The organism is Nocardia farcinica, assembly GCF_001182745.1.
Lineage (GTDB): Bacteria > Actinomycetota > Actinomycetes > Mycobacteriales > Mycobacteriaceae > Nocardia > Nocardia farcinica.
In genome coordinates this window covers 1,904,720-1,922,281 of record NZ_LN868938.1, presented here as the reverse complement: position 1 = coordinate 1,922,281, position 17,562 = coordinate 1,904,720, and the positions used below count along the sequence as shown (strand labels likewise).

Here is a 17,562-nt window from a genome sequence, read left to right as displayed (position 1 = left end):
GCATCGAGCGGGGATTACGATGGGCCGATGACGTCGACGCCCGCGGCGCGCAGTGCCGAATCCGCCGAGGCGCGCCGCGAGCAGATCCTCGCCGCGGCCCGCGCGGTGATCGAGGAGCACGGCCCTGCCGCACTCACCGGGCAGATCGCCGACCGTGCCGGCCTGGCTCGGCCCAACGTCTACCGGCATTTCGCCAGCAAGGAACAGTTGGACCTGGCGGTGGCGCGCTCGGCCTACCGGGAACTGCGGGCCGCGATCCGCGCGCGGATCGACCTGTCCGGCACCCCCATCGAGGTCATCCGCGCACCGGTCGCCGCGCAGGTGATGTGGGCCGACGAACACCCCAACCTCTACCGCTTCCTGATCAGCCGAGGGCACCAGCAGGCCGCCCGGCAGCGCGGCGATCGGGGCGCCTTCGCCGCCGAACTCGCCGCGGCGGGCGCCCGCTTCCTGCCGCGTTTCGGCGAGGACCGCGCCGCGGCGGAGGCGGTTCTGGTCGGCATCATCGGCTTGGTCGACGCCTCGGTCGTGCACTGGCTCGACCGGCGTCACTGCTCGCGCACCGACCTCATCGACACGCTCACGACCCAGGCGTGGCTGGTCATCGACCACCGATTGCGCGCGATGGGCGAGCATCTGGACCCGCACGCCCCGTTGGCCCAGGCCCCGCGTTCGGGGATCAGTACACCGTGACGGTGGTGGTGCTCGGTGCGTGCGGAAGATCGGTGCGCAGGGTGAACTGGACCTGCCCCGCTCCGGTCACCAACCGGAGATTGCCCAGCTGCGGGCCCGCCCAGAAGAACGGAAAACCGTTGCCGCTACCCAGGAACACCGACCCGGAGCCGGTGGCGCCGGTGTCGAGATTGCGCCAGTCGACGGTGGCGGTGACCGAACACCACGGCGCCGGAACACCGAGCACCTTCAGCCAGCCCTTCAGCTGCAGGTCGACCGTCCCGGGGACGTCGCCGTCCGGGTAGACGTTGCCCACGGCCCACACCTCGCCCGCGCAGCCGAGGCCGTGTGCGGCGGTGGTGGCCATCGGCAGCTCGACCGGCAGGTAGGTGGAGGCCGAGGCGGGCGCGCTCGCGGCGATCACCGCGCCGACCGCGAGCGCTGCGACGGCGGTAACCCTGGTTCGCTGATGGTTTGCCATTCCCTCCTATCGGGTGCGTGTGACCGCTCGTTACCCGGGGCGGGTCGTGGGAAGGTGATGCGGTGAGTTCGTCGACGGCCCTGGCGTTCCGGGACAGCCACCTCTGGTTTGCCGAACTGCTCGGCGGGCGCTGGGTGAGGGATGTGCACGTGCTCGACACCGGCCTGCCCGATGCCACCTTCAACGGTGTCGGCGCAACCCGCCGCGCCACACCGGAACTCGTCGCCGAGACCGTGCGCGGGTTCACCACGCCGTTCCACTGGCGGGTCGGCCCCACCTGCCCGGCGGAGCTGGACGAGCTGCTGCCGGCCGCGGGACTCGTGTTCGAGGAGGAGGAGCCGATAATGTGGCTCGATCTCGAAACCCTCCCCGCGGCACCGGAATCCGCGCTGGACATCCGGCATGTCACCGATCTCGACGGGCTGCGCGCCTGGGTGCGGGTCTGGGGCGCGGACTCGACGCCTCGCGCGGTGATGGACACCTGGTTCGCGGCGTACGCGGGGCTGTATCGGCGGTTGTCGATGCGGATCGGACTGCTCGACGGGGAACCGGTCGCGTGCTGCTACTCGTTCGTGCACGGCGGCGTCGCGGCGATCGAGTACGTCGTGGTCCGACCGGATCATCGACGGAAAGGGTTCGGGGAGACCATGACCCGCGCCGCCCTGGCCGACGCCGCGAGCGCGGGCGCCACCGGCGCCGTGCTGACCGCCTCACCGGAGGGGATCGGGATCTACCGGCGGCTCGGCTTTCGCCCGTGCGGCACGCAGCGCACATACCTGGCGGAACCGGTCCGCGAGGGCGACGGCGACGATCGCCGAGCCGAGCAGCGCCGCCGGGAGGACGAGCGGATGGGCCAGTGGCGCGGAGAGGAACAGTGCCAGGCCGGCGACGAAGCCCGGCCGTCCGGGCGAGCGCCACACCGCGACCGTTTCGCGCGCCAGGCCGATCACCGCCGGCACCAGGAACGGCAGCAGCACCAGTGAGAAGATCGTGCGATACCCGTGCGGGTCGTCGTCGGGGACGACGCTCTCGTCGCCGCTGAGCAGGCGCGCCACCCGCACCGTCGACCAGCCCGCGACCACGAGCCCCGCGGCCGAGAGAACGCGCCGGAACAGCAGGCCACGCGGGCGCACCCGCGTCGCGCCGCGGCCCGGCGCGCCCTTCTCGACCACGCCCACAGGCTAGTGCCGGATGCGGGGGCCGGGCGAGGCTGACTGCTTAACCTCCCCCGACACCCAAGCCATTGCCGCTCACGGTCCGCCGAAACCTCCGCGACGAACGGTTGACGTATTCCCACATGGGTATATGATTTGGGCGTGGCACGAGCAGCGACGACGACCGATGTGTTCAACGCGGTGGCCGAGCCCCGCCGCCGGGAAATCCTGGATGTCCTCCTCGACGGCGAACGTCCGGTGAACGATCTGGTCCGGATGCTGGGGGTGCCGCAGCCGCAGGTGTCCAAGCATCTGCGGGTGTTGCGGGAGGTGGGCGTGGTGCACGTCCGCGACGACGGGCGGCAACGGATGTACCGGCTCAATGGCAGCGCGCTCGCGCCCATCCACGAATGGGTCCGGCGCTACGAGCGCACCTGGTCGGAGCGGTTCGACCAGCTGGACGCGGTTTTGGCGGAACTGAAGGACGGGGAGAACCGAGATGATCGAGTCGACGAGAAGCAGCGGCACGGCCGTGGTGACACTGCCCAGCGATGAGCAGATCCTCATCACGCGCGAGTTCGACGCGCCTAAGCGCCTGGTCTACCGCGCTTGGACCACACCGGAATTGGTTCGCCGCTGGTGGAGTGGCAACCAGGGCGTGATGACGAGCGTGGAGATCGACCTCCGAGTCGGCGGGCGCTGGCGTTATGTGCTCACCGGCGGCGACGGCGAGGTCGCCTTCCACGGCGAATACCGCGAGATCGTGCCGGAGGAGCGGATCGTCACCACCGAGGTGCTCGAGATGCCGGGCGCACCCGCCGACGACGCGGGCGCTCCGCTGAACATCGTCACCTTCACCGAACGCGACGAGCGCACCACCCTCACCCTGCTGGTGCAGTGCGAGAGCCGGGAACTGCGCGACACCATCCTGGCCTCGGGCATGGAGGTCGGAATGCAGGAACAGATGGACCTGCTCGAGGAGCTGGCGATCTCGTTGCGCTGAGCGCGGGGTCCATCGAGGAACGGAGGCAACCCGATTCGGATGCGTGCCGGGTCGAACGGCCGCGGGTTCGCCCGCGGTGGCGTGACCGTGGCGGGGGTTCAGGGGGCGGGCAGCGGTACGCCGGCGGCGGTGAGCCAGGCGTCGACGAGTGCCGTGACCCGCTCCGGCGACGGGTCGGCCTTCGCGGCGGCGCTGAGACGCTGGGCCTGCGCGGTGGTCGGCAGGAGCCCGATCAGCAGGGCGGGCAGCAACAGGCGGCGGATCAGCAGCTCCTGCGGCGAGGTCGCCGCGGGGCGACGCACCACCGAGACGTTCACGCGGACGGCGTGCTCGTTGCCGGGCGGCACACCGGGCCGATCGGTTTCGACGGCGGCGTAGCGGTAGCCGTGGGCGAGGGTGCAGGCCGCGCAGGTCGCCGGCCCGCGCCCGAGGCGGTCGCCGCACTCGGTGCAGCCGAGCCGGTCCAGCGCCGCGTCGACCACGCGCCAGTCGTGCCGGTCCGGCTCGTCGGCGACGCGCCGGGCCAGCTCGTGCTCGGGTTCGCCGGCCCGGTCGGCGCGCCACCGCCGCCACTTCTCCTCCACCAGGTCGTCGACGAGGGCGGCGCAGCGGCGGCAGCCGGGTGCGCCGCCGTACTCGTAGCCGCCGCATTCGCCACAGCGGATCAGGGCGGCGCCGATCGCGGGTCGCATGCCCCCATCGTGGCCGTGCGGGGTGCACGGGCGCCACCGATTTCCGCGGGCACCGATGAGTTCGCGCCGTCCGCACGGTCGGAACACCCGACGAGTCCGGTAGGTCGATCCCGCGGGTTGACCTCGAGCGAGGTCGAGGTTGTCGAATCATGTCCATGCGAATCACCCGAGGCAGTACCGAGGACACCGCGCGGCTGGACTTCCGCGACCCGACCGCGCGGACCTTCGCGCACCTGCTGGTGAACGTGCTGCTGGTGACGTTCATCAACTTCACCGTGTGGTTCGCCATCACCTTCTTCGTCTACCTGCGGACTCGGTCGGTCTTCGCGACCGGCGTCATCGCGGGCATCTTCCTGGTCGCCACCGCCGCGACGGGGGTGTGGTTCGGCAGCCTGGTCGACCATCACCGCAAGAAGACCGTCATGCAGGTCTCCGCCCTGGTCTCGCTGACGATCTACACGCTCGCGCTGGCCTGCTACCTGGTCACCCCCGCCGACGAGTGGCGCGACCCGGGCAGCGCGTGGCTGTGGCTGTTCATCGTGCTGCTGATGACCGGGGTGATCAGCGGAAACGTGCGCGGGATCGCGCTGCCGACGATCGTCACCGCGCTGTTCGACGAGCGGGTGCGCGACCGCGCCAACGGACTCGTGGGCACGGCCACGGGCGTCTCGCACCTGGTGACCTCGGTGGCCAGCGCGCTGCTGGTCGGCTGGAACGGCATGCTCGGGGTGCTCGTGCTCGCCGTCGCGGTGCTCGCCGGGTCGGTGCTGCACCTGCACCGGCTCCGGCTGCCGGAGACACTCGCGCACGCGGCCGCCGCCGGCGAACCGCGGCGGGTCGACGTGCGCGGCACCGTGCGGGTGATCCGTGGCATCCCGGGCATGGTGCCGCTCATCGCCTTCACCTCGCTGAACAACCTGCTGATGGGTGGGCTGATGGCGTTGCTGGATCCCTATGCGCTGTCGATGATGTCGGTGCAGGCGTGGGGCGTGATCTGGGGCGCGCTGAGCGGAGTCATGATCGTCGGCGGGCTGTTGGTGGCACGGTTGGGCACCTCGTCGAATCCGGTGCGGTTGATCCTGCTGGCCAACATGGGGCTGTGGGTGGTGACCCTCGCGTTCCCGCTGCGCGATTCGGCGCTGCTGCTGGTCGCGGGCATGGCCGTGTTCATGCTCGTCATGCCGTTCGTCGAGGCGGCCGAGCAGACCGTGCTGCAGAAGGTGGTGCCCTACGAGCGGCAGGGCCGGGTGTTCGGTTTCGCGCAGAGCGTCGAGCAGGCGGCCGCACCGCTGACCGCGTTCCTGATCAGTCCGCTGACCCAGTTCGTCGTCATCCCGCTGATGACCGACGGCGCGGGCGCGCGCACGATCGGCGGGTGGTTCGGCACCGGCGAGGCGCGAGGGATGGCGCTGGTGTTCGTCCTGCTGGGCCTGCTCGGCCTACTGTTCACCGGATACGCGCTGGGTAGCGAGCATTATCGCCGGCTCAGCCGCAGTTACCGGGGTGAGGCGGCGGCGTGCGCGTGCGTGGAGTTGCCGGGCGAGCGCGGGGACGATCACCTGGAGTGCCCGCAGCACACCCCGGTCGCGGCGTAACCGCACGACTCAATACAGCAGCGGGCCGAGGATTTTCGCGCACCGCGCCGCCGCGTCCAGGTGGGCCAGGATCGCCTCGGCGCGCGCGGACGGCCCCGCCAGGCACAGCGCGCCGCGCACCACCTCGGTCTCGTCGGCGATCGGCAACGCCGCGCAGCTCAGTCCCGTCTCCAGCTCGTCGGTCTGGGTGGCGAGACCGTCGCGGCGCACGGCCTCGAGCTGGGCGTGCAGGGTGGCGGGATGGGTGACCGTGGCGGGGGTGAGGCGGGGGAGCCGGGCGGGCAGCGTCGCGAGCGCCTCGGTGTCGTGGGCGAGCAGCAGCTTGCCCGCCGCGGAGGCGTGCGGATGGCGGACGAGTTCGCGCTCGGCCCGCACCGGATGGTCCGGGTCGGCGTCGATGACGTGCAGGGTGGTCGCGCGGAATCCGATGACGTGCACCCCGAAACGGACGCTCGCGCGCAGTTCCTCGATCGCCGCCCGGGCGGCGAACGGCACCCGGGGCTGCGCGGCCGCGCTGATCAGACCGTCGAGGCGCGCACCGAGGCCGAAACCGCGCAGGTCGGAGGTGCGCACCAGGTACTCCTCGGCCACCAGCGCGTTCAGCAGCCGGTAGGCGGTGGCCGCGGGCATGTGCAGGGCCGCGGCGATCTCCTTGGCCGTCACGCCGAGACCGAGGCAGGCCACGGCTTCGAGGATGCGCAGCGAATTGGAGACGGTGCTCGGGTGGTGCCGGGAGGGGTCGCGCAACGGGCTCATCGGAACGTGGCCACCCGTGCCAGATCGGACCGTTGCGTCTCGTCGTAGATGCCGACCGCGGCCAACCGCCGCGGCGCGACCACGGCCAGATACCCGGTGTAGAGCACCGCCACCGCCATGATCAGGCCGTACACCAGGATCACCCGATTGCCGTCGCGTACCGTCGAGATCGCCGCGTTGCCCGCGAGGAACAGCAGCAGCACCGAGGTGAGCGTGCCGAGCACCCACACCCGCGCGCTGTTCTCCCCGATGCGGCGCAACAGCACCGGCGCCGACACGCACACCGCGAAATAGCTGCCCAGATAGCCGCAGGCGCTGAGGGTGAGGAACGCGCGCAGACCTTCCTCCGGCGTCGCGCCCACGGCCAGGACGACCACCGGCACCACCGCCACCACGGCCAGCGCGGCGAGCGCGGCGTGCGAGGGCGTCCGGAAGCGCGGGTGCACGTGGCCGAAGGTGCGCGGCGCGACGCCTTCGCGGCCCATGCAGAACAGCACCCGCACCAGCGCGTTCATCGAGGCCAGCGTGCAGGCGAAGAACGAGGCGGCGATGCCGAGATCCAGGAACGCCGCCAGCAGCCGGGAGCCGTCGGAGACGAGCAGTTCCACCAGCGGGGTGGAGCTCTCGCGCACCGCGGGCGGTGCGTGCCGCAGCGCGATCGCCAGGATCGGCACCGCGGTGAGGTAGATCGCCGCCGACAGCAGCGGAGTCCACGTGACGGAGCGGGGGATCGACCGGAACGGTTGCTGCGCTTCGCCGCTGAGCGTGGTGGAACTTTCGAAGCCGACGAACGCGCTCACCGCGACCACCACCCCCACGGCCAGGATCTGCAGGTCGCCGTCGAAGGTGAACGCCGAACCCACCGGCGCGTCGGCGTGATGGGTCGTCATCAGCACCAGTAGCACCGCCGCGACGATGACGATCGACACGCACTCCACTCCGAGGGTCGTCCAGGCCGACATGCGGATGCCGCGGATCAGCACCACCCCCACGGCCAGCGCGGCGGTCACCGCGACCGCGCCCACCGCGACCGCGGGCGTGCCGCGGGCGAGCCCGATGCTCGCGGCCACGTGCGCGAGGTAGGCGCCGACGGCGATGAGACCGGCGATGGACACCGCGCCGTAACCGACGATCGCCGACCAGCCCGTCGGCACGGCGGCCTTCGGGCCGAGCCCCCGCGCGACATAGGTGTAGAGGCCGCCGACCGACGCCATCCGCTGCGCCATCGGCCGCACACACGCCGAGACCAGCAGCGTGAGCACCGCCGCGCAGACGAACGCCACCAGCGCTCCGCCGCCGCCCGCGGTCGCCAGCACCAGCGCGGGCGTCACGCCCGCGGTGCCTGCCGGGGCGACGGCGGCCACCGACTGGGCGAGCACGGGCGCGAACGGCAGGCGCCGCCGGTCCAGGCCGCGGACCGGGGACTGCTCGGCGATCAGCTGCCGTCCCTGCGCCTCGGGCATCGCACTCCGTTCCCTCGGTACGGCGCCGCGGGTCGGCGCCGTACCGAGGATTATCACAAGCGCACCGGTTGAATGTTTCCGGCATGTTACGCGGGGTGGGAATTTCCGGCGGAGGATTTCTCACAACAGATTCGACAAACGTATGCAGGCCGTCATATCGGCTCAGTACCTTTTGCCGACGTGAGCGATCGATTTCCCGGCTCGCCGCCCGCGAGCCCAGCTCACCGCCGTATTTCCGAAGCCCGTATGGAGCCGCAGATGTCTGTTCTCGACGCCGACAAATCCCGGAATCAAGGGAGCGAATCGCACGAGGAATCCAACGATTACCTGGCCAGACGCCAGCTGAAACGCGGCAGCGCCGGCTGGCTGCTGCTGGCCGGGCTCGGCGTGAGTTATGTGATCTCCGGCGACTATTCCGGCTGGAACTTCGGGCTGGAACAAGGCGGTTTCGGCGGCCTGGCCATCGCCGCGGTGATCATCGCGGGCATGTATCTGGCGATGGTGCTCGGCATGGCCGAGATGAGCTCGGCACTGCCCGCCGCGGGCGGCGGCTACACCTTCGCCCGGCGCGCGCTCGGCCCCTGGGGCGGATTCGCCACCGGCACGGCCATTCTCATCGAATACGCCATCGCGCCCGCCGCGATCGCCACCTTCATCGGCGCCTACGTGGAGTCGCTCGGCCTGTTCGGCATCCAGGACGGCTGGTGGGTGTACCTGGCCGTCTACGCGATCTTCATCGGCATCCATCTCAGCGGTGTCGGCGAGGCGCTCAAGGTCATGTTCGTGATCACCGCGATCGCGCTGGTGGGCCTGATCGTGTTCGTCGTCGCCGCGATCGGGGAATTCGACCCGGCCAACCTGACCGACATCCCGGTCTCCGACGCCGCCGGTGCCTCCAGCGTGCTGCCGCACGGCTACCTCGGCATCTGGGCGGCGATCCCGTTCGCCATCTGGTTCTTCCTGGCGGTGGAAGGCGTGCCGCTGGCGGCCGAGGAGACGAAGAACCCCGAGCGCAACGTGCCGCGCGGTATCGTCGCGGCCATGGGCGTGCTGCTCGTGACCTGCGCGCTCGTGCTGGTGCTCACCACCGGCGCGGGCGGGGCCGAGGCCATGCAGTCCTCGGGCAACCCGCTGGTCGAGGCCCTCGGCGACAGCGGGGCGGCCAAGGTGGTCAACTACATCGGCCTGGCCGGGCTGATCGCCAGCTTCTTCTCCATCATCTACGCCTACTCCCGCCAGCTGTTCGCGCTCTCGCGCGCCGGATACCTGCCGAAGTCGCTGTCGGTCACCAACTCTCGCAAGGCGCCGGTGCTCGCGCTGATCGTGCCGGGCACGATCGGGTTCGGGCTCACCTTCACCGGGCAGGGGTCGATGCTGCTGAACATGGCCGTGTTCGGCGCCGCGCTGAGCTATGTGCTGATGATGACCAGCCACATCGTGCTGCGCCGCCGCGAACCGGGGATGGCGCGGCCCTACCGCACCCCCGGCGGCATCGCGACCACCGGCTTCGCCCTGGTCGTCGCCGCGTTCGCGGTGGTGGCCACCTTCCTGGTGGACACCACGGCCGCGCTGTGCTGCCTGGCGGTGTTCGCCGCCTTCCTGGCCTACTTCGGTCTCTACAGCCGCCACCGCCTGGTCGCCAACTCGCCCGACGAGGAGTTCGCGGTCCTGGCCCGCGCCGAGGAGGAACTCGAATGACCTACCACCAGAGCGTGTCCGGCCGGAACTACAGCTTCGGCTCGCTGGTGGAGGTGCTGGCCAAGGCCACCCCGCTGCGCTCCGGCGACCAGCTCGCCGGGTGCGCGGCGGAGTCCGACGCCGAACGCGCCGCCGCCTGCTGGGTGCTGGCCGACCTGCCGCTGACCACCTTCCTCGACGAACAGGTGGTGCCCTACGAGACCGACGCGGTGACCCGGCTGATCGTCGACGGACACGACCGCGCGGCCTTCGCGCCGATCGCGCACCTCACCGTCGGCGGGTTCCGCGATTGGCTGCTGGCCACCGCCGCAGGCCCCGACGCCGCGGCGACCCTGTCGGGCGTCGCCGCGGGCCTGACGCCGGAGATGGTCGCGGCGGTCTCGAAGCTCATGCGCAACCAGGACCTGATCGCGGTCGCCAAGGCCGCGACGGTCACCTCGGCGTTCCGCACGACCATCGGCCTGCCGGGCCGCATCGCCACCCGGCTCCAGCCGAACCATCCCACCGACGACCCGCGCGGCATCGCCGCCGCCACCCTGGACGGGCTGCTCATGGGCTGCGGCGACGCCGTCATCGGCATCAACCCCGCCACCGATTCGCCCCGGGCGACCGCGGACCTGCTGCACCTGCTCGACGACATCCGCACCCGCTTCGACATCCCGATGCAGTCCTGCGTGCTCTCGCACGTGACCACGACGATGGCGCTGATCGAGCGGAACGTGCCCGTGGACCTGGTGTTCCAGTCCATCGCGGGCACCGAGGGCGCCAACGCGAGCTTCGGGATCACTCTGCCGATGCTGGCCGAGGCCAACGAGGCGGCTCGCTCGCTGGGGCGGGGGACCGTCGGCGACAACGTCATGTATCTGGAAACCGGCCAGGGATCGGCGCTGTCGGCCGGTGCGCATCTGGGCACCGGCGGGTTGCCGGTGGATCAGCAGACGCTGGAGGCGCGGGCCTACGCGGTGGCCCGCGCGCTCGACCCGCTGCTGGTCAACACCGTGGTCGGCTTCATCGGGCCGGAGTATCTCTACGACGGCAAGCAGATCATCCGCGCCGGGCTGGAGGACCACTTCTGCGGCAAGCTGCTCGGCCTGCCGATGGGCGTGGACGTCTGCTACACCAACCACGCCGAGGCCGATCAGGACGACATGGACACCCTGCTCACCCTGCTCGGGGTGGCCGGCGCGGCTTTCGTGATCGCGGTGCCCGGCGCCGACGACGTCATGCTCGGCTACCAGAGCCTGTCCTTCCACGACGCGCTGTATGTGCGTCAGGTGCTCGGCCTGCGGGCCGCACCCGAGTTCGAGACCTGGCTGCACGGGCTCGGGATGGCCGACGAGGCGGGCCGCATCCGGCCCGTCGACGCGGACGCCTCGCCACTGCTCGCCCTGACCACGCGCTGACCAGGAGGATTCGTCGTGGAGATCGACAACGCCGCCGATTCCCCGCAGGACGTGTGGGCGCCGCTGCGCCGCACCACCCAGGCCAGGATCGGGCTGGGCCGCACCGGCAACGCCCTGCCCACCCGGCGGGTGCTGGAGTTCCGTGCCGCGCACGCCGCCGCCCGCGACGCCGTGCACCTGCCGTTCGACGCCGCCGCCTTCGCCGAGCGGATCGCCGCCGTCGGGCTCGGTGCGCCGTCGGTGGTGCGCAGCAACGCGGGCGACCGCGGGGAATACCTGCGCAGACCGGATCTCGGCCGCACCCCCGCCGACCTGTCCGCGGTGCCGCGCACCGACGCCGACATCGGTATCGTCCTGGCCGACGGGCTGTCCCCGCGTGCCCTCGACGAACACGGCCCCGGCCTGCTCGAGGCACTGGCCGCGGAGCTGCGCCCGCACTACCGGCTCGCCCCGCCGGTGCTGGCCGTGCAGGCCAGGGTCGCACTCGGCGATCACATCGGCGCGGCGCTCGGCGTGGGCACCCTGATCGTGCTCATCGGCGAACGGCCCGGCCTCTCGGTCGCCGACAGCCTCGGGATCTATCTCACCCACCTGCCCCGCCCCGGCCGCACGGACGCCGACCGCAACTGCGTCTCCAACATCCACCCGCCCGAAGGTCTCGGCTACCAGCGGGCGGCGGCCATCACCGCCGCCCTGGTCGCGGGCGCCCGCAGGCTCGGCCGCTCCGGCGTCGCGCTCAAGGACACCTCCGGAGACGAGCTGGCGGGCACGGAATCCCTGGTCCTGGACTGACGTGCGCTGACCGATCGCGCTCGCGGCGCGCGGCGGGGCGCATGATGGACCCATGCGGGTGCTGATCATGTCCGACACGCACGTGCCGGTGCGCGCGAAGGATCTGCCGGAGGTGCTCTGGCGGGAGGTGGACGCGGCCGACGTCGTCGTGCACGCGGGCGACTGGATCGAACCCGGACTGCTGGACCGGCTCGAAGCCCGCAGCGCCCGGCTCGTCGCCGTCCACGGCAACAACGACGGGCCGGAGCTGCGGGCCCGGCTGCCCGAGATCGCCCACGCCGACCTCGACGGCGTGCGGCTGGCCGTGGTGCACGAGACCGGCCCGGCCAAGGGCCGCGAGCAGCGCTGCGCCCGCGCCTTCCCCGACACCGACGTGCTGATCTTCGGGCACAGCCACATCCCCTGGGACACGGTTGCGCCCACCGGGTTACGGTTGCTCAATCCCGGCTCGCCGACCGACCGGCGCAGACAGCCCGAACACACCTACCTGACGGCGGTCGCCGTGGCGGGCCAGTTACGGGATGTCGTCCTGCACCCGATCCCGCGGTCTTAGATTTCGCTCACCGCGCGAACCTCTCCGCCAGCCAGCGGTCGATCTCCACCGCGGCCAGGCTCGCGCCGGTGGGCTCGCCCTCGGCGATCGGTCCGCCGAAATGCGTTCCGCGGACGCGGATGTGGGTCGTGTCGGCGGCGCCGAGCGCGGCGACCATCGCGGCGGCATCCTCCGGGAAACAGGCCTGGTCGCCGGTGAGTTCGACGAACAACGACGGCACCGTGACTCCCGGTGCGCACCGCACGAAGTCGGCGTTGGTGCTCAGTCCCGACCAGGTGGACAACCACGCCTCCGGGGTGCTGAACCGGCCGAAGCCGACCAGTCCGTAATCGGTGAGGTCCGGGCGGCGGCCGAACAGCGAGCCGTAGGGGCGTTCGTTCGGGCTCAGCGACAGATCGGTGAAACGCAGGTCGGCGTCGGTGCGGTAGACCGTGAGCACCCGTGGCACGAGGGCGGCCCGGCGGTCGGCCGGGTCGTGCGAGGTGGTGAACCGGCGCCGCGCCGCTGCGGCCTCGGCCACCCGGGCGCGGGCCACGGCGTCCAGACGTTCGATCCGCTCGCGCTGGGCCGCCCGGTACCGCCGGACGAAATCGGCGGAGTAGGTGGAACTGTGCGGCGGTTCGGCGAACCCGTTGGCCGGATCGAAGGGGTTCAGCGCCGGGTCCACGCTCAGCGGGTCGGACTCGTCCACCACGGACGGATCGATCAGCCGCAGCAGCAGGGCACCCTGCCCGGGATGCGGGGCCAGGAACACCGCGCCGTCCGGCAGCGGCATGTCCGCGGCAGCCAGATCGATGGGCCGCCCGGCCGGGGTCTGCGTGAGCCGCTCGCCCGGAGCGCGGCCCGCCTGCTGGTGGTAGAACGCGAACAAGGTGCCGCCGCCGGAGTGCCCGAGCGTCACCACGTGCTCGAATCCGGTGTCGCGCAGAAAGACCTGACCCGCCGCGACGTCGAGGAGGGCCTGTTCGTGGATCAGGGCGATGTCGTTGTTGGGCGACCGCGCGCCTTGCGTCCACACCGCGTACCCGCGCGCGAGCAGTTCGGGAACCAGCACGTGGTGGGTGAGATCCTGGCGCGGATGCATGAGCGCGACCACGGTTCGGGCGCCGGGCACGCTGCGCAGGACGCCGGCGACCTTCGCGCCGTCGGCGGTGGCCAGCTCGTGCACCGAGGTCACGGTGGCCGCCGGCGCCGCGGCGGCCTCGCGATATCGCCCCGCCCCGAGTCGTTCGGTGGTCGGGCGTTCGGTGGTCGGGCTCATCGCGGCCGCACCTCCAACGCGTCTTTGTCCCACTGGACGATCCGCGAGTCGATCAGGCCGGCCACGCTGCTGTACCAGACCGCATGCCTGCATCCGGTCGCCCGCCGATCCACTCTGATCGGGCCGGGCGCGCTGATCTTGAAGTACGGACCCACGCGGTCGACGCTGACCGCCGGGTCACGCCCGGCCACCTCGGCGACGGGCTTGTTCTCCGGCACGTCGAGCACGAACAGCGCCGTCATCGCGCCACCGCCGCGGTGTGCTCGCCACGCGCCGCCTGCCACGCCTCGGCCCGCTCCACGATGAGTTCGGCCTTGCGGGCGAGCAGGGCGGCCATGCTCGGATTCGGCCGGGACACGACGTCGACCAGAGCATCGATGGTCAGGTTGGCGTCGAGGTCTTCCTGCGGAGTCACCGGGCGCAGTGCCCGGGTGATCTCGATCATGTATCCGTTGGGGTCGTGGGTGTAGATGGACTCGATGGTCTCGTGCTGGATCTGCATCTCCACCGGCCACGCGCTGTTGTCCAGGCGGCTGCGGTACTCGAGTAGGTCTGCCTCGCTGTCGACGTGGATGGCCAGGTGGCGGGAACGAATGAACCAGATCGGCACCTCGGGTCCGAACCGCGAATACGCATCGCCCTGCGGGCCGCCGTCGAAGGGCGTCAGGCCGAAGTAGTAGAAGAACGCCAGCCGGTCGTCGTTGCCGATGTCGAAGAAGAAGTGGATGAAATCGGGGTGCTTGTCCGGACCCCAACCCGCCGCGCAGATCGAGTGCACGACCGGGAAACCGAGCACGTCGCGATAGAACGCGACGGTGGCCGCGGGGTCGAAGGTGGGGTAGGCGACGTGATCGACGCCGCGGACGGTGTGGGCGAGTGCGCTCATGATGGCTCCTGAATGATCTCGGTGCGGTCAGCTCGCGGTGACAGCGGAGTCCTGGCGCAGCAGCCGCCCCGCGCCGGGCACGGCGACGGGCAGGTCGAGGCTGCGCAGGATGCTGTAGGCGCCCGCGGTCGCGGCGGACAGGACGGGAATGCCGAATTCGCGTTCGGCGGTCTCGACGAGCGGTAGCGAGGGCATCTGCACGCAGCAGGAGATCACCAGCGCGTCGACCTCGCTCAGGTCGAGTGAGCGGGCCGCGGCCATTACCTGCTCGCCCGGGATGCAGCCGACCTCGGTGTTGTCCGCCACCTCCAGCGCACGCCAGTCCGAGATGGTGAAGCCTTCGGCTTCCAGATACGCGACCACCTTCTCCGCGAGCGGGCGCATGTACGGGGTCACCAGGGCGACTCGCTGCGCGTCCAGCGCGCGCAAACCCTCGACCAGTGCACCTGCGCTGGAGCGGACCAGCGCCTGCGAGCCGCCGGTCGCCAGCTGCTCGGCGACGGCGCTCTCCACCCGGTGGTGCTCGCCCGGCCCGCCGACCATGACCGCGACCAGGCAGGCGTAGAGGATCACCTCCGGTGCCGCGTCGGCGATCTCGAGCACGCACCGTTCGCGCTGGGCGTTCATCGCGGCCAGCCCCTCGGGCGAGACGGTGTGCATGCGCATCCGCGTCGAGTGGAACGAGAACTCCGCCCCGGGATGCCGCGACAGCAGCGCGGGCATCTCCGTTTCGACGGTGACGTTGGAGCTGGGGACGACCAGCCCGATGCGGTGGATGCCCATCGTTTCCCTTCCGATCCGATGCGGGCGACCCTCGCCCGCGATTCGACGTTCACGACAAGTATTCGACATCAGAGACGGACACGTCAAGGGTGGTTCGAGCTGGGAGAGTTACCCTGGAAAAGTGATCCGACTCACGAGAGTGGCTTGACATGTCGTCGAACACGTCAAATACTCGACGAATTCGTTAAACGAGCGGCGGCCGGATTCGGCTCGCCCGCACCTCTGTCCGAAGGAGCACAGCGGCAATGGGATATGTGATCGGAGTGGACGTCGGTGGCACGTTCACAGACGCCGTCCTCGACGACGGCGAGGGCATGGTGATCGCGGGCAAGTCGCCCTCGACCCCGCCGGACTACTCCCGCGGCGTGATGGATGTGCTCGAGGTGCTGGCCCAGCAGCTCGGCCGGCCGCTCGCGGCGATGCTCGCCGACACCCACCACATCGCGCACGGCACCACCTCGTCGCTGAACGCGCTGGTGATGAACCAGGTACCCGAGGTGGGCTTCCTCACCACCAAGGGCCACCGCGACTCGATCTACATCATGAACGTCGAGGGCAGGTACCTCGGCCGCTCACCCGAGCAGTTGCAGAACGTGCTCGGCCAGAGCAAGTCGCACGGCCTGGTGAGCAAGCGCCACGCGCTGGAGGTGACCGAGCGCGTCGACCGCGACGGCCGGGTGGTGGTGCCGCTGGACGAAGACGAGGTGCGCGCGGCCATCCACGCCCTGCGTGCGGACGGCATCACCGCGGTCGCGGTGTCGCTGCTGTGGTCCTTCCGCAATCCCGCCCATGAGCGGCGCATCCGCGAGATCGCCCACGACATCGATCCGGACCTGTTCGTCTCGCTCTCGAGCGAGGTCAGCCCCCGGATCCGCGAATTCGCCCGCAACGCAACCACGATCATGAGCACCCAGATCGGTCCCGGCCTGCGCGACTACCTCGGCGAACTGGAAGGCAGGCTGCGCGAGCACTCCCTGGCGGGACCGCTGCTGGTGATGCAGAGCAACGGCGGCGCGGTCGCGGCCGCCGAAGCTCCCGCACACGCGATTTCCACGGTGGGCTCGGTGCTCACCGGCGGCGTCGTCGGTGCGGTGTCGCTGGGCCGCCAACTCGGCCACCGCAACATCATCGCCACCGACGCGGGCGGCACCACCTTCCTCGCCGGGCTCATCGTCGACGGTGAACCGGTGCGCTCCTCGACGACGATCATCAACCACCACCCGATCAACGTGCCGACCCTCGAAGTGCACGCCATCGGTTCCGGCGGCGGCGCGATCGCCTGGCTCGACGCCGGTGGAAACCTGCAGATCGGTCCGCACAGCGCCCAGGCCGTGCCCGGCCCGGCCTGCTACGGGCAGGGCGGCACCGAGCCCACCAACACCGACGCCAATCTGGTGCTCGGCATCCTGCCCCAGCGGGGTCTCCTCGGCGGGCGCAAGGCGCTGGACGTGGAGCTGGCGCGCGAGGCCATCCGCCGCCGGATCGCCGAGCCGCTGGGCTTGTCGGTGGAGGAGGCGGCCGCGGCGATCTACGAGGTCCAGAACGCTCAGACCGGCGACCTGCTCCGAAAGACGGTCGTCGAAGCCGGGCACGATCCACGCGACTTCATCGTCTACGCCTTCGGCGGCTCCGGCCCCGCGCACTGTGGCCGGTATGCCCAGGAGATCGGCGTGCGTGACGTCGTGGTGCCGCTCGGGCAGGTGGCCTCGGCCTTCTCCGCCTACGGTCTGGCCTCCTCCGACATCGTGCTGGCCAAGGAACTGTCCGACCCGGCCGCCATGCCGTTGGACCCGGCCCGCGTGGAACAGAACTTCAAGCAGCTCGAGGAACAGGTTCGCGAGCAGCTGGCGCGCCAGGGCCTGCAGTTCGCGGAGGTCCGCATCGACCGCGAGATCGACATGCGCTACACCATGCAGCTGGCCGAGGTCGCGACCCCGGTCGCCGGGGGCGCGCTGACCGCCACCGAAATCGCCACCGCCTCCGACACTTTCGAGCAGCGCTACGCCGAGCTCTACGGAGCCGACAGCGGATTCCGGGAGGCGGGCATCCAGGCCATCACCTACCGGGTCCGCGGCACCGGCGTACTGCCGTTCTCGCCGGAGCTGCCCGAACTCGCCGTCGCCGATTCGGCCGACGCGAGCGTCGCGCGCGTGGGCACCAGAAAGGTGTGCCTCGACGGCCGTCGCGGCTTCGTCGACACCGACATCTACGACTACACCCGGCTGCGGGCGGGCCACGTGCTACGCGGGCCCGCGATCGTCGAGGTGCCCACCACGACGGTGGTGGTGCCGCACGACTCGACCGGAACCGTCGACCGACTCGGCAATCTCACCATCACCGCCGACTAGCCCAGCCTCGTACCAGGAGAAC

The 17,562-nt window shown here is 71.0% G+C and carries 18 protein-coding genes; 10 read left to right on the top strand and 8 right to left on the bottom strand.

Annotation, left to right across the window (positions count from 1 at the left end; genetic code table 11):
• The first annotated feature begins 27 nt into the window (after positions 1 to 27).
• Positions 28 to 693 carry a TetR/AcrR family transcriptional regulator gene (locus tag AMO33_RS09360; RefSeq protein ID WP_060592030.1) on the top strand — a complete coding sequence of 222 codons (666 nt, stop codon included), beginning with the start codon at positions 28 to 30 and terminating at the stop codon, positions 691 to 693.
• Here the strand turns inward: AMO33_RS09360 and AMO33_RS09355 are convergent.
• A complete protein-coding gene (locus AMO33_RS09355) occupies positions 680 to 1,153 on the bottom strand; it encodes a hypothetical protein (RefSeq protein WP_011208710.1) in 474 nt (157 codons plus the stop codon). The genes AMO33_RS09360 and AMO33_RS09355 overlap by 14 nt on opposite strands.
• A 62-nt stretch (positions 1,154 to 1,215) precedes the next feature.
• Between AMO33_RS09355 and AMO33_RS09350 the strand changes: the two genes are divergently transcribed.
• The 3 genes from AMO33_RS09350 to AMO33_RS09340 all read left to right on the top strand — a co-directional run bounded on the left by AMO33_RS09350 (position 1,216) and on the right by AMO33_RS09340 (position 3,310).
• Entirely contained in the window at positions 1,216 to 2,136 is a 921-nt protein-coding gene (locus AMO33_RS09350) for a GNAT family N-acetyltransferase (protein ID WP_060592026.1), read from the top strand.
• Positions 2,137 to 2,469: 333 nt separating this feature from the next.
• On the top strand, positions 2,470 to 2,862 hold the full coding sequence (locus AMO33_RS09345; protein ID WP_060593398.1) for an ArsR/SmtB family transcription factor: 393 nt from the start codon (positions 2,470 to 2,472) through the stop codon (positions 2,860 to 2,862).
• Positions 2,807 to 3,310 carry an SRPBCC family protein gene (locus AMO33_RS09340; RefSeq protein ID WP_060592024.1) on the top strand — a complete coding sequence of 168 codons (504 nt, stop codon included), beginning with the start codon at positions 2,807 to 2,809 and terminating at the stop codon, positions 3,308 to 3,310. The genes AMO33_RS09345 and AMO33_RS09340 overlap by 56 nt, the downstream gene beginning before the upstream one ends.
• Positions 3,311 to 3,408: 98 nt before the next feature.
• Here the strand turns inward: AMO33_RS09340 and AMO33_RS09335 are convergent, their stop codons facing one another.
• Positions 3,409 to 4,002: a hypothetical protein gene (locus AMO33_RS09335; RefSeq protein ID WP_011208714.1), complete on the bottom strand. Its 594-nt coding sequence runs from the start codon at positions 4,000 to 4,002 to the stop codon at positions 3,409 to 3,411.
• Between the two features lie 155 nt (positions 4,003 to 4,157).
• On the opposite strand from AMO33_RS09335, the gene AMO33_RS09330 reads away from it, so the two are divergent.
• Entirely contained in the window at positions 4,158 to 5,597 is a 1,440-nt protein-coding gene (locus AMO33_RS09330; protein WP_240327459.1) for an MFS transporter, read from the top strand.
• Positions 5,598 to 5,606: 9 nt separating this feature from the next.
• On the opposite strand, the gene AMO33_RS09325 is transcribed toward AMO33_RS09330, so the two are convergent.
• A complete protein-coding gene (locus AMO33_RS09325; RefSeq protein WP_060592020.1) occupies positions 5,607 to 6,353 on the bottom strand; it encodes an IclR family transcriptional regulator in 747 nt (248 codons plus the stop codon).
• Positions 6,350 to 7,816 (bottom strand): APC family permease, encoded by a 1,467-nt coding sequence (locus tag AMO33_RS09320; RefSeq protein ID WP_011208717.1) that lies wholly within the window; start codon positions 7,814 to 7,816, stop codon positions 6,350 to 6,352. The genes AMO33_RS09325 and AMO33_RS09320 overlap by 4 nt, the downstream gene beginning before the upstream one ends.
• 258 nt (positions 7,817 to 8,074) lie before the next feature.
• Between AMO33_RS09320 and eat the strand changes: the two genes are divergently transcribed.
• The 4 genes from eat to AMO33_RS09300 are packed head-to-tail and all read left to right on the top strand — an operon-like array spanning position 8,075 to position 12,262.
• Positions 8,075 to 9,514, top strand: a complete 1,440-nt coding sequence (eat, locus tag AMO33_RS09315; protein ID WP_060593397.1) for an ethanolamine permease — start codon at positions 8,075 to 8,077, stop codon at positions 9,512 to 9,514.
• Positions 9,511 to 10,917, top strand: coding sequence for an ethanolamine ammonia-lyase subunit EutB (locus AMO33_RS09310; RefSeq protein WP_060592018.1), 1,407 nt, complete (start codon positions 9,511 to 9,513; stop codon positions 10,915 to 10,917). Before eat ends, AMO33_RS09310 begins: the two co-directional genes overlap by 4 nt.
• Positions 10,918 to 10,932: 15 nt before the next feature.
• Positions 10,933 to 11,709, top strand: a complete 777-nt coding sequence (eutC, locus tag AMO33_RS09305) for an ethanolamine ammonia-lyase subunit EutC (RefSeq protein WP_060592017.1) — start codon at positions 10,933 to 10,935, stop codon at positions 11,707 to 11,709.
• A gap of 52 nt (positions 11,710 to 11,761) precedes the next feature.
• The gene (locus tag AMO33_RS09300; protein WP_060592015.1) at positions 11,762 to 12,262 is read left to right on the top strand and encodes a metallophosphoesterase family protein; all 501 of its coding nucleotides are present in this window, start codon (positions 11,762 to 11,764) and stop codon (positions 12,260 to 12,262) included.
• A 7-nt stretch (positions 12,263 to 12,269) separates the two neighbouring features.
• On the opposite strand, the gene AMO33_RS09295 is transcribed toward AMO33_RS09300, so the two are convergent.
• Genes AMO33_RS09295 through AMO33_RS09280 form a run of 4 tightly spaced genes read right to left on the bottom strand, consistent with a single transcriptional unit; the run spans position 12,270 to position 15,192 of the window.
• Positions 12,270 to 13,523: an alpha/beta fold hydrolase gene (locus tag AMO33_RS09295; protein WP_060592014.1), complete on the bottom strand. Its 1,254-nt coding sequence runs from the start codon at positions 13,521 to 13,523 to the stop codon at positions 12,270 to 12,272.
• A complete protein-coding gene (locus AMO33_RS09290; RefSeq protein WP_011208723.1) occupies positions 13,520 to 13,765 on the bottom strand; it encodes a hypothetical protein in 246 nt (81 codons plus the stop codon). The genes AMO33_RS09295 and AMO33_RS09290 overlap by 4 nt, the downstream gene beginning before the upstream one ends.
• Positions 13,762 to 14,409, bottom strand: a complete 648-nt coding sequence (locus tag AMO33_RS09285; protein ID WP_060592012.1) for a VOC family protein — start codon at positions 14,407 to 14,409, stop codon at positions 13,762 to 13,764. The genes AMO33_RS09290 and AMO33_RS09285 overlap by 4 nt, the downstream gene beginning before the upstream one ends.
• Before the next feature lie 27 nt (positions 14,410 to 14,436).
• A complete protein-coding gene (locus AMO33_RS09280; RefSeq protein ID WP_060592010.1) occupies positions 14,437 to 15,192 on the bottom strand; it encodes a maleate cis-trans isomerase family protein in 756 nt (251 codons plus the stop codon).
• 245 nt (positions 15,193 to 15,437) lie between these two features.
• Here AMO33_RS09280 and AMO33_RS09275 point away from each other — a divergent pair, with 245 nt between their 5' ends.
• Positions 15,438 to 17,540 (top strand): hydantoinase/oxoprolinase family protein, encoded by a 2,103-nt coding sequence (locus AMO33_RS09275; RefSeq protein ID WP_060592008.1) that lies wholly within the window; start codon positions 15,438 to 15,440, stop codon positions 17,538 to 17,540.
• Positions 17,541 to 17,562 lie beyond the last annotated feature (22 nt).

Bases quoted from the DNA above. Each gene is read 5' to 3' on its own strand.
- AMO33_RS09360 (WP_060592030.1), top strand. From the start codon at position 28: ATGACGTCGACGCCCGCGGCGCGCAGTGCCGAATCCGCCGAGGCGCGC.
- AMO33_RS09355 (WP_011208710.1), bottom strand. From the start codon at position 1,153: ATGGCAAACCATCAGCGAACCAGGGTTACCGCCGTCGCAGCGCTCGCG.
- AMO33_RS09340 (WP_060592024.1), top strand. From the start codon at position 2,807: ATGATCGAGTCGACGAGAAGCAGCGGCACGGCCGTGGTGACACTGCCC.
- AMO33_RS09335 (WP_011208714.1), bottom strand. From the start codon at position 4,002: ATGCGACCCGCGATCGGCGCCGCCCTGATCCGCTGTGGCGAATGCGGC.
- AMO33_RS09330 (WP_240327459.1), top strand. From the start codon at position 4,158: ATGCGAATCACCCGAGGCAGTACCGAGGACACCGCGCGGCTGGACTTC.
- AMO33_RS09325 (WP_060592020.1), bottom strand. From the start codon at position 6,353: ATGAGCCCGTTGCGCGACCCCTCCCGGCACCACCCGAGCACCGTCTCC.
- AMO33_RS09320 (WP_011208717.1), bottom strand. From the start codon at position 7,816: ATGCCCGAGGCGCAGGGACGGCAGCTGATCGCCGAGCAGTCCCCGGTC.
- eat (WP_060593397.1), top strand. From the start codon at position 8,075: ATGTCTGTTCTCGACGCCGACAAATCCCGGAATCAAGGGAGCGAATCG.
- AMO33_RS09310 (WP_060592018.1), top strand. From the start codon at position 9,511: ATGACCTACCACCAGAGCGTGTCCGGCCGGAACTACAGCTTCGGCTCG.
- AMO33_RS09300 (WP_060592015.1), top strand. From the start codon at position 11,762: ATGCGGGTGCTGATCATGTCCGACACGCACGTGCCGGTGCGCGCGAAG.
- AMO33_RS09295 (WP_060592014.1), bottom strand. From the start codon at position 13,523: ATGAGCCCGACCACCGAACGCCCGACCACCGAACGACTCGGGGCGGGG.
- AMO33_RS09290 (WP_011208723.1), bottom strand. From the start codon at position 13,765: ATGACGGCGCTGTTCGTGCTCGACGTGCCGGAGAACAAGCCCGTCGCC.
- AMO33_RS09285 (WP_060592012.1), bottom strand. From the start codon at position 14,409: ATGAGCGCACTCGCCCACACCGTCCGCGGCGTCGATCACGTCGCCTAC.
- AMO33_RS09280 (WP_060592010.1), bottom strand. From the start codon at position 15,192: ATGGGCATCCACCGCATCGGGCTGGTCGTCCCCAGCTCCAACGTCACC.
- AMO33_RS09275 (WP_060592008.1), top strand. From the start codon at position 15,438: ATGGGATATGTGATCGGAGTGGACGTCGGTGGCACGTTCACAGACGCC.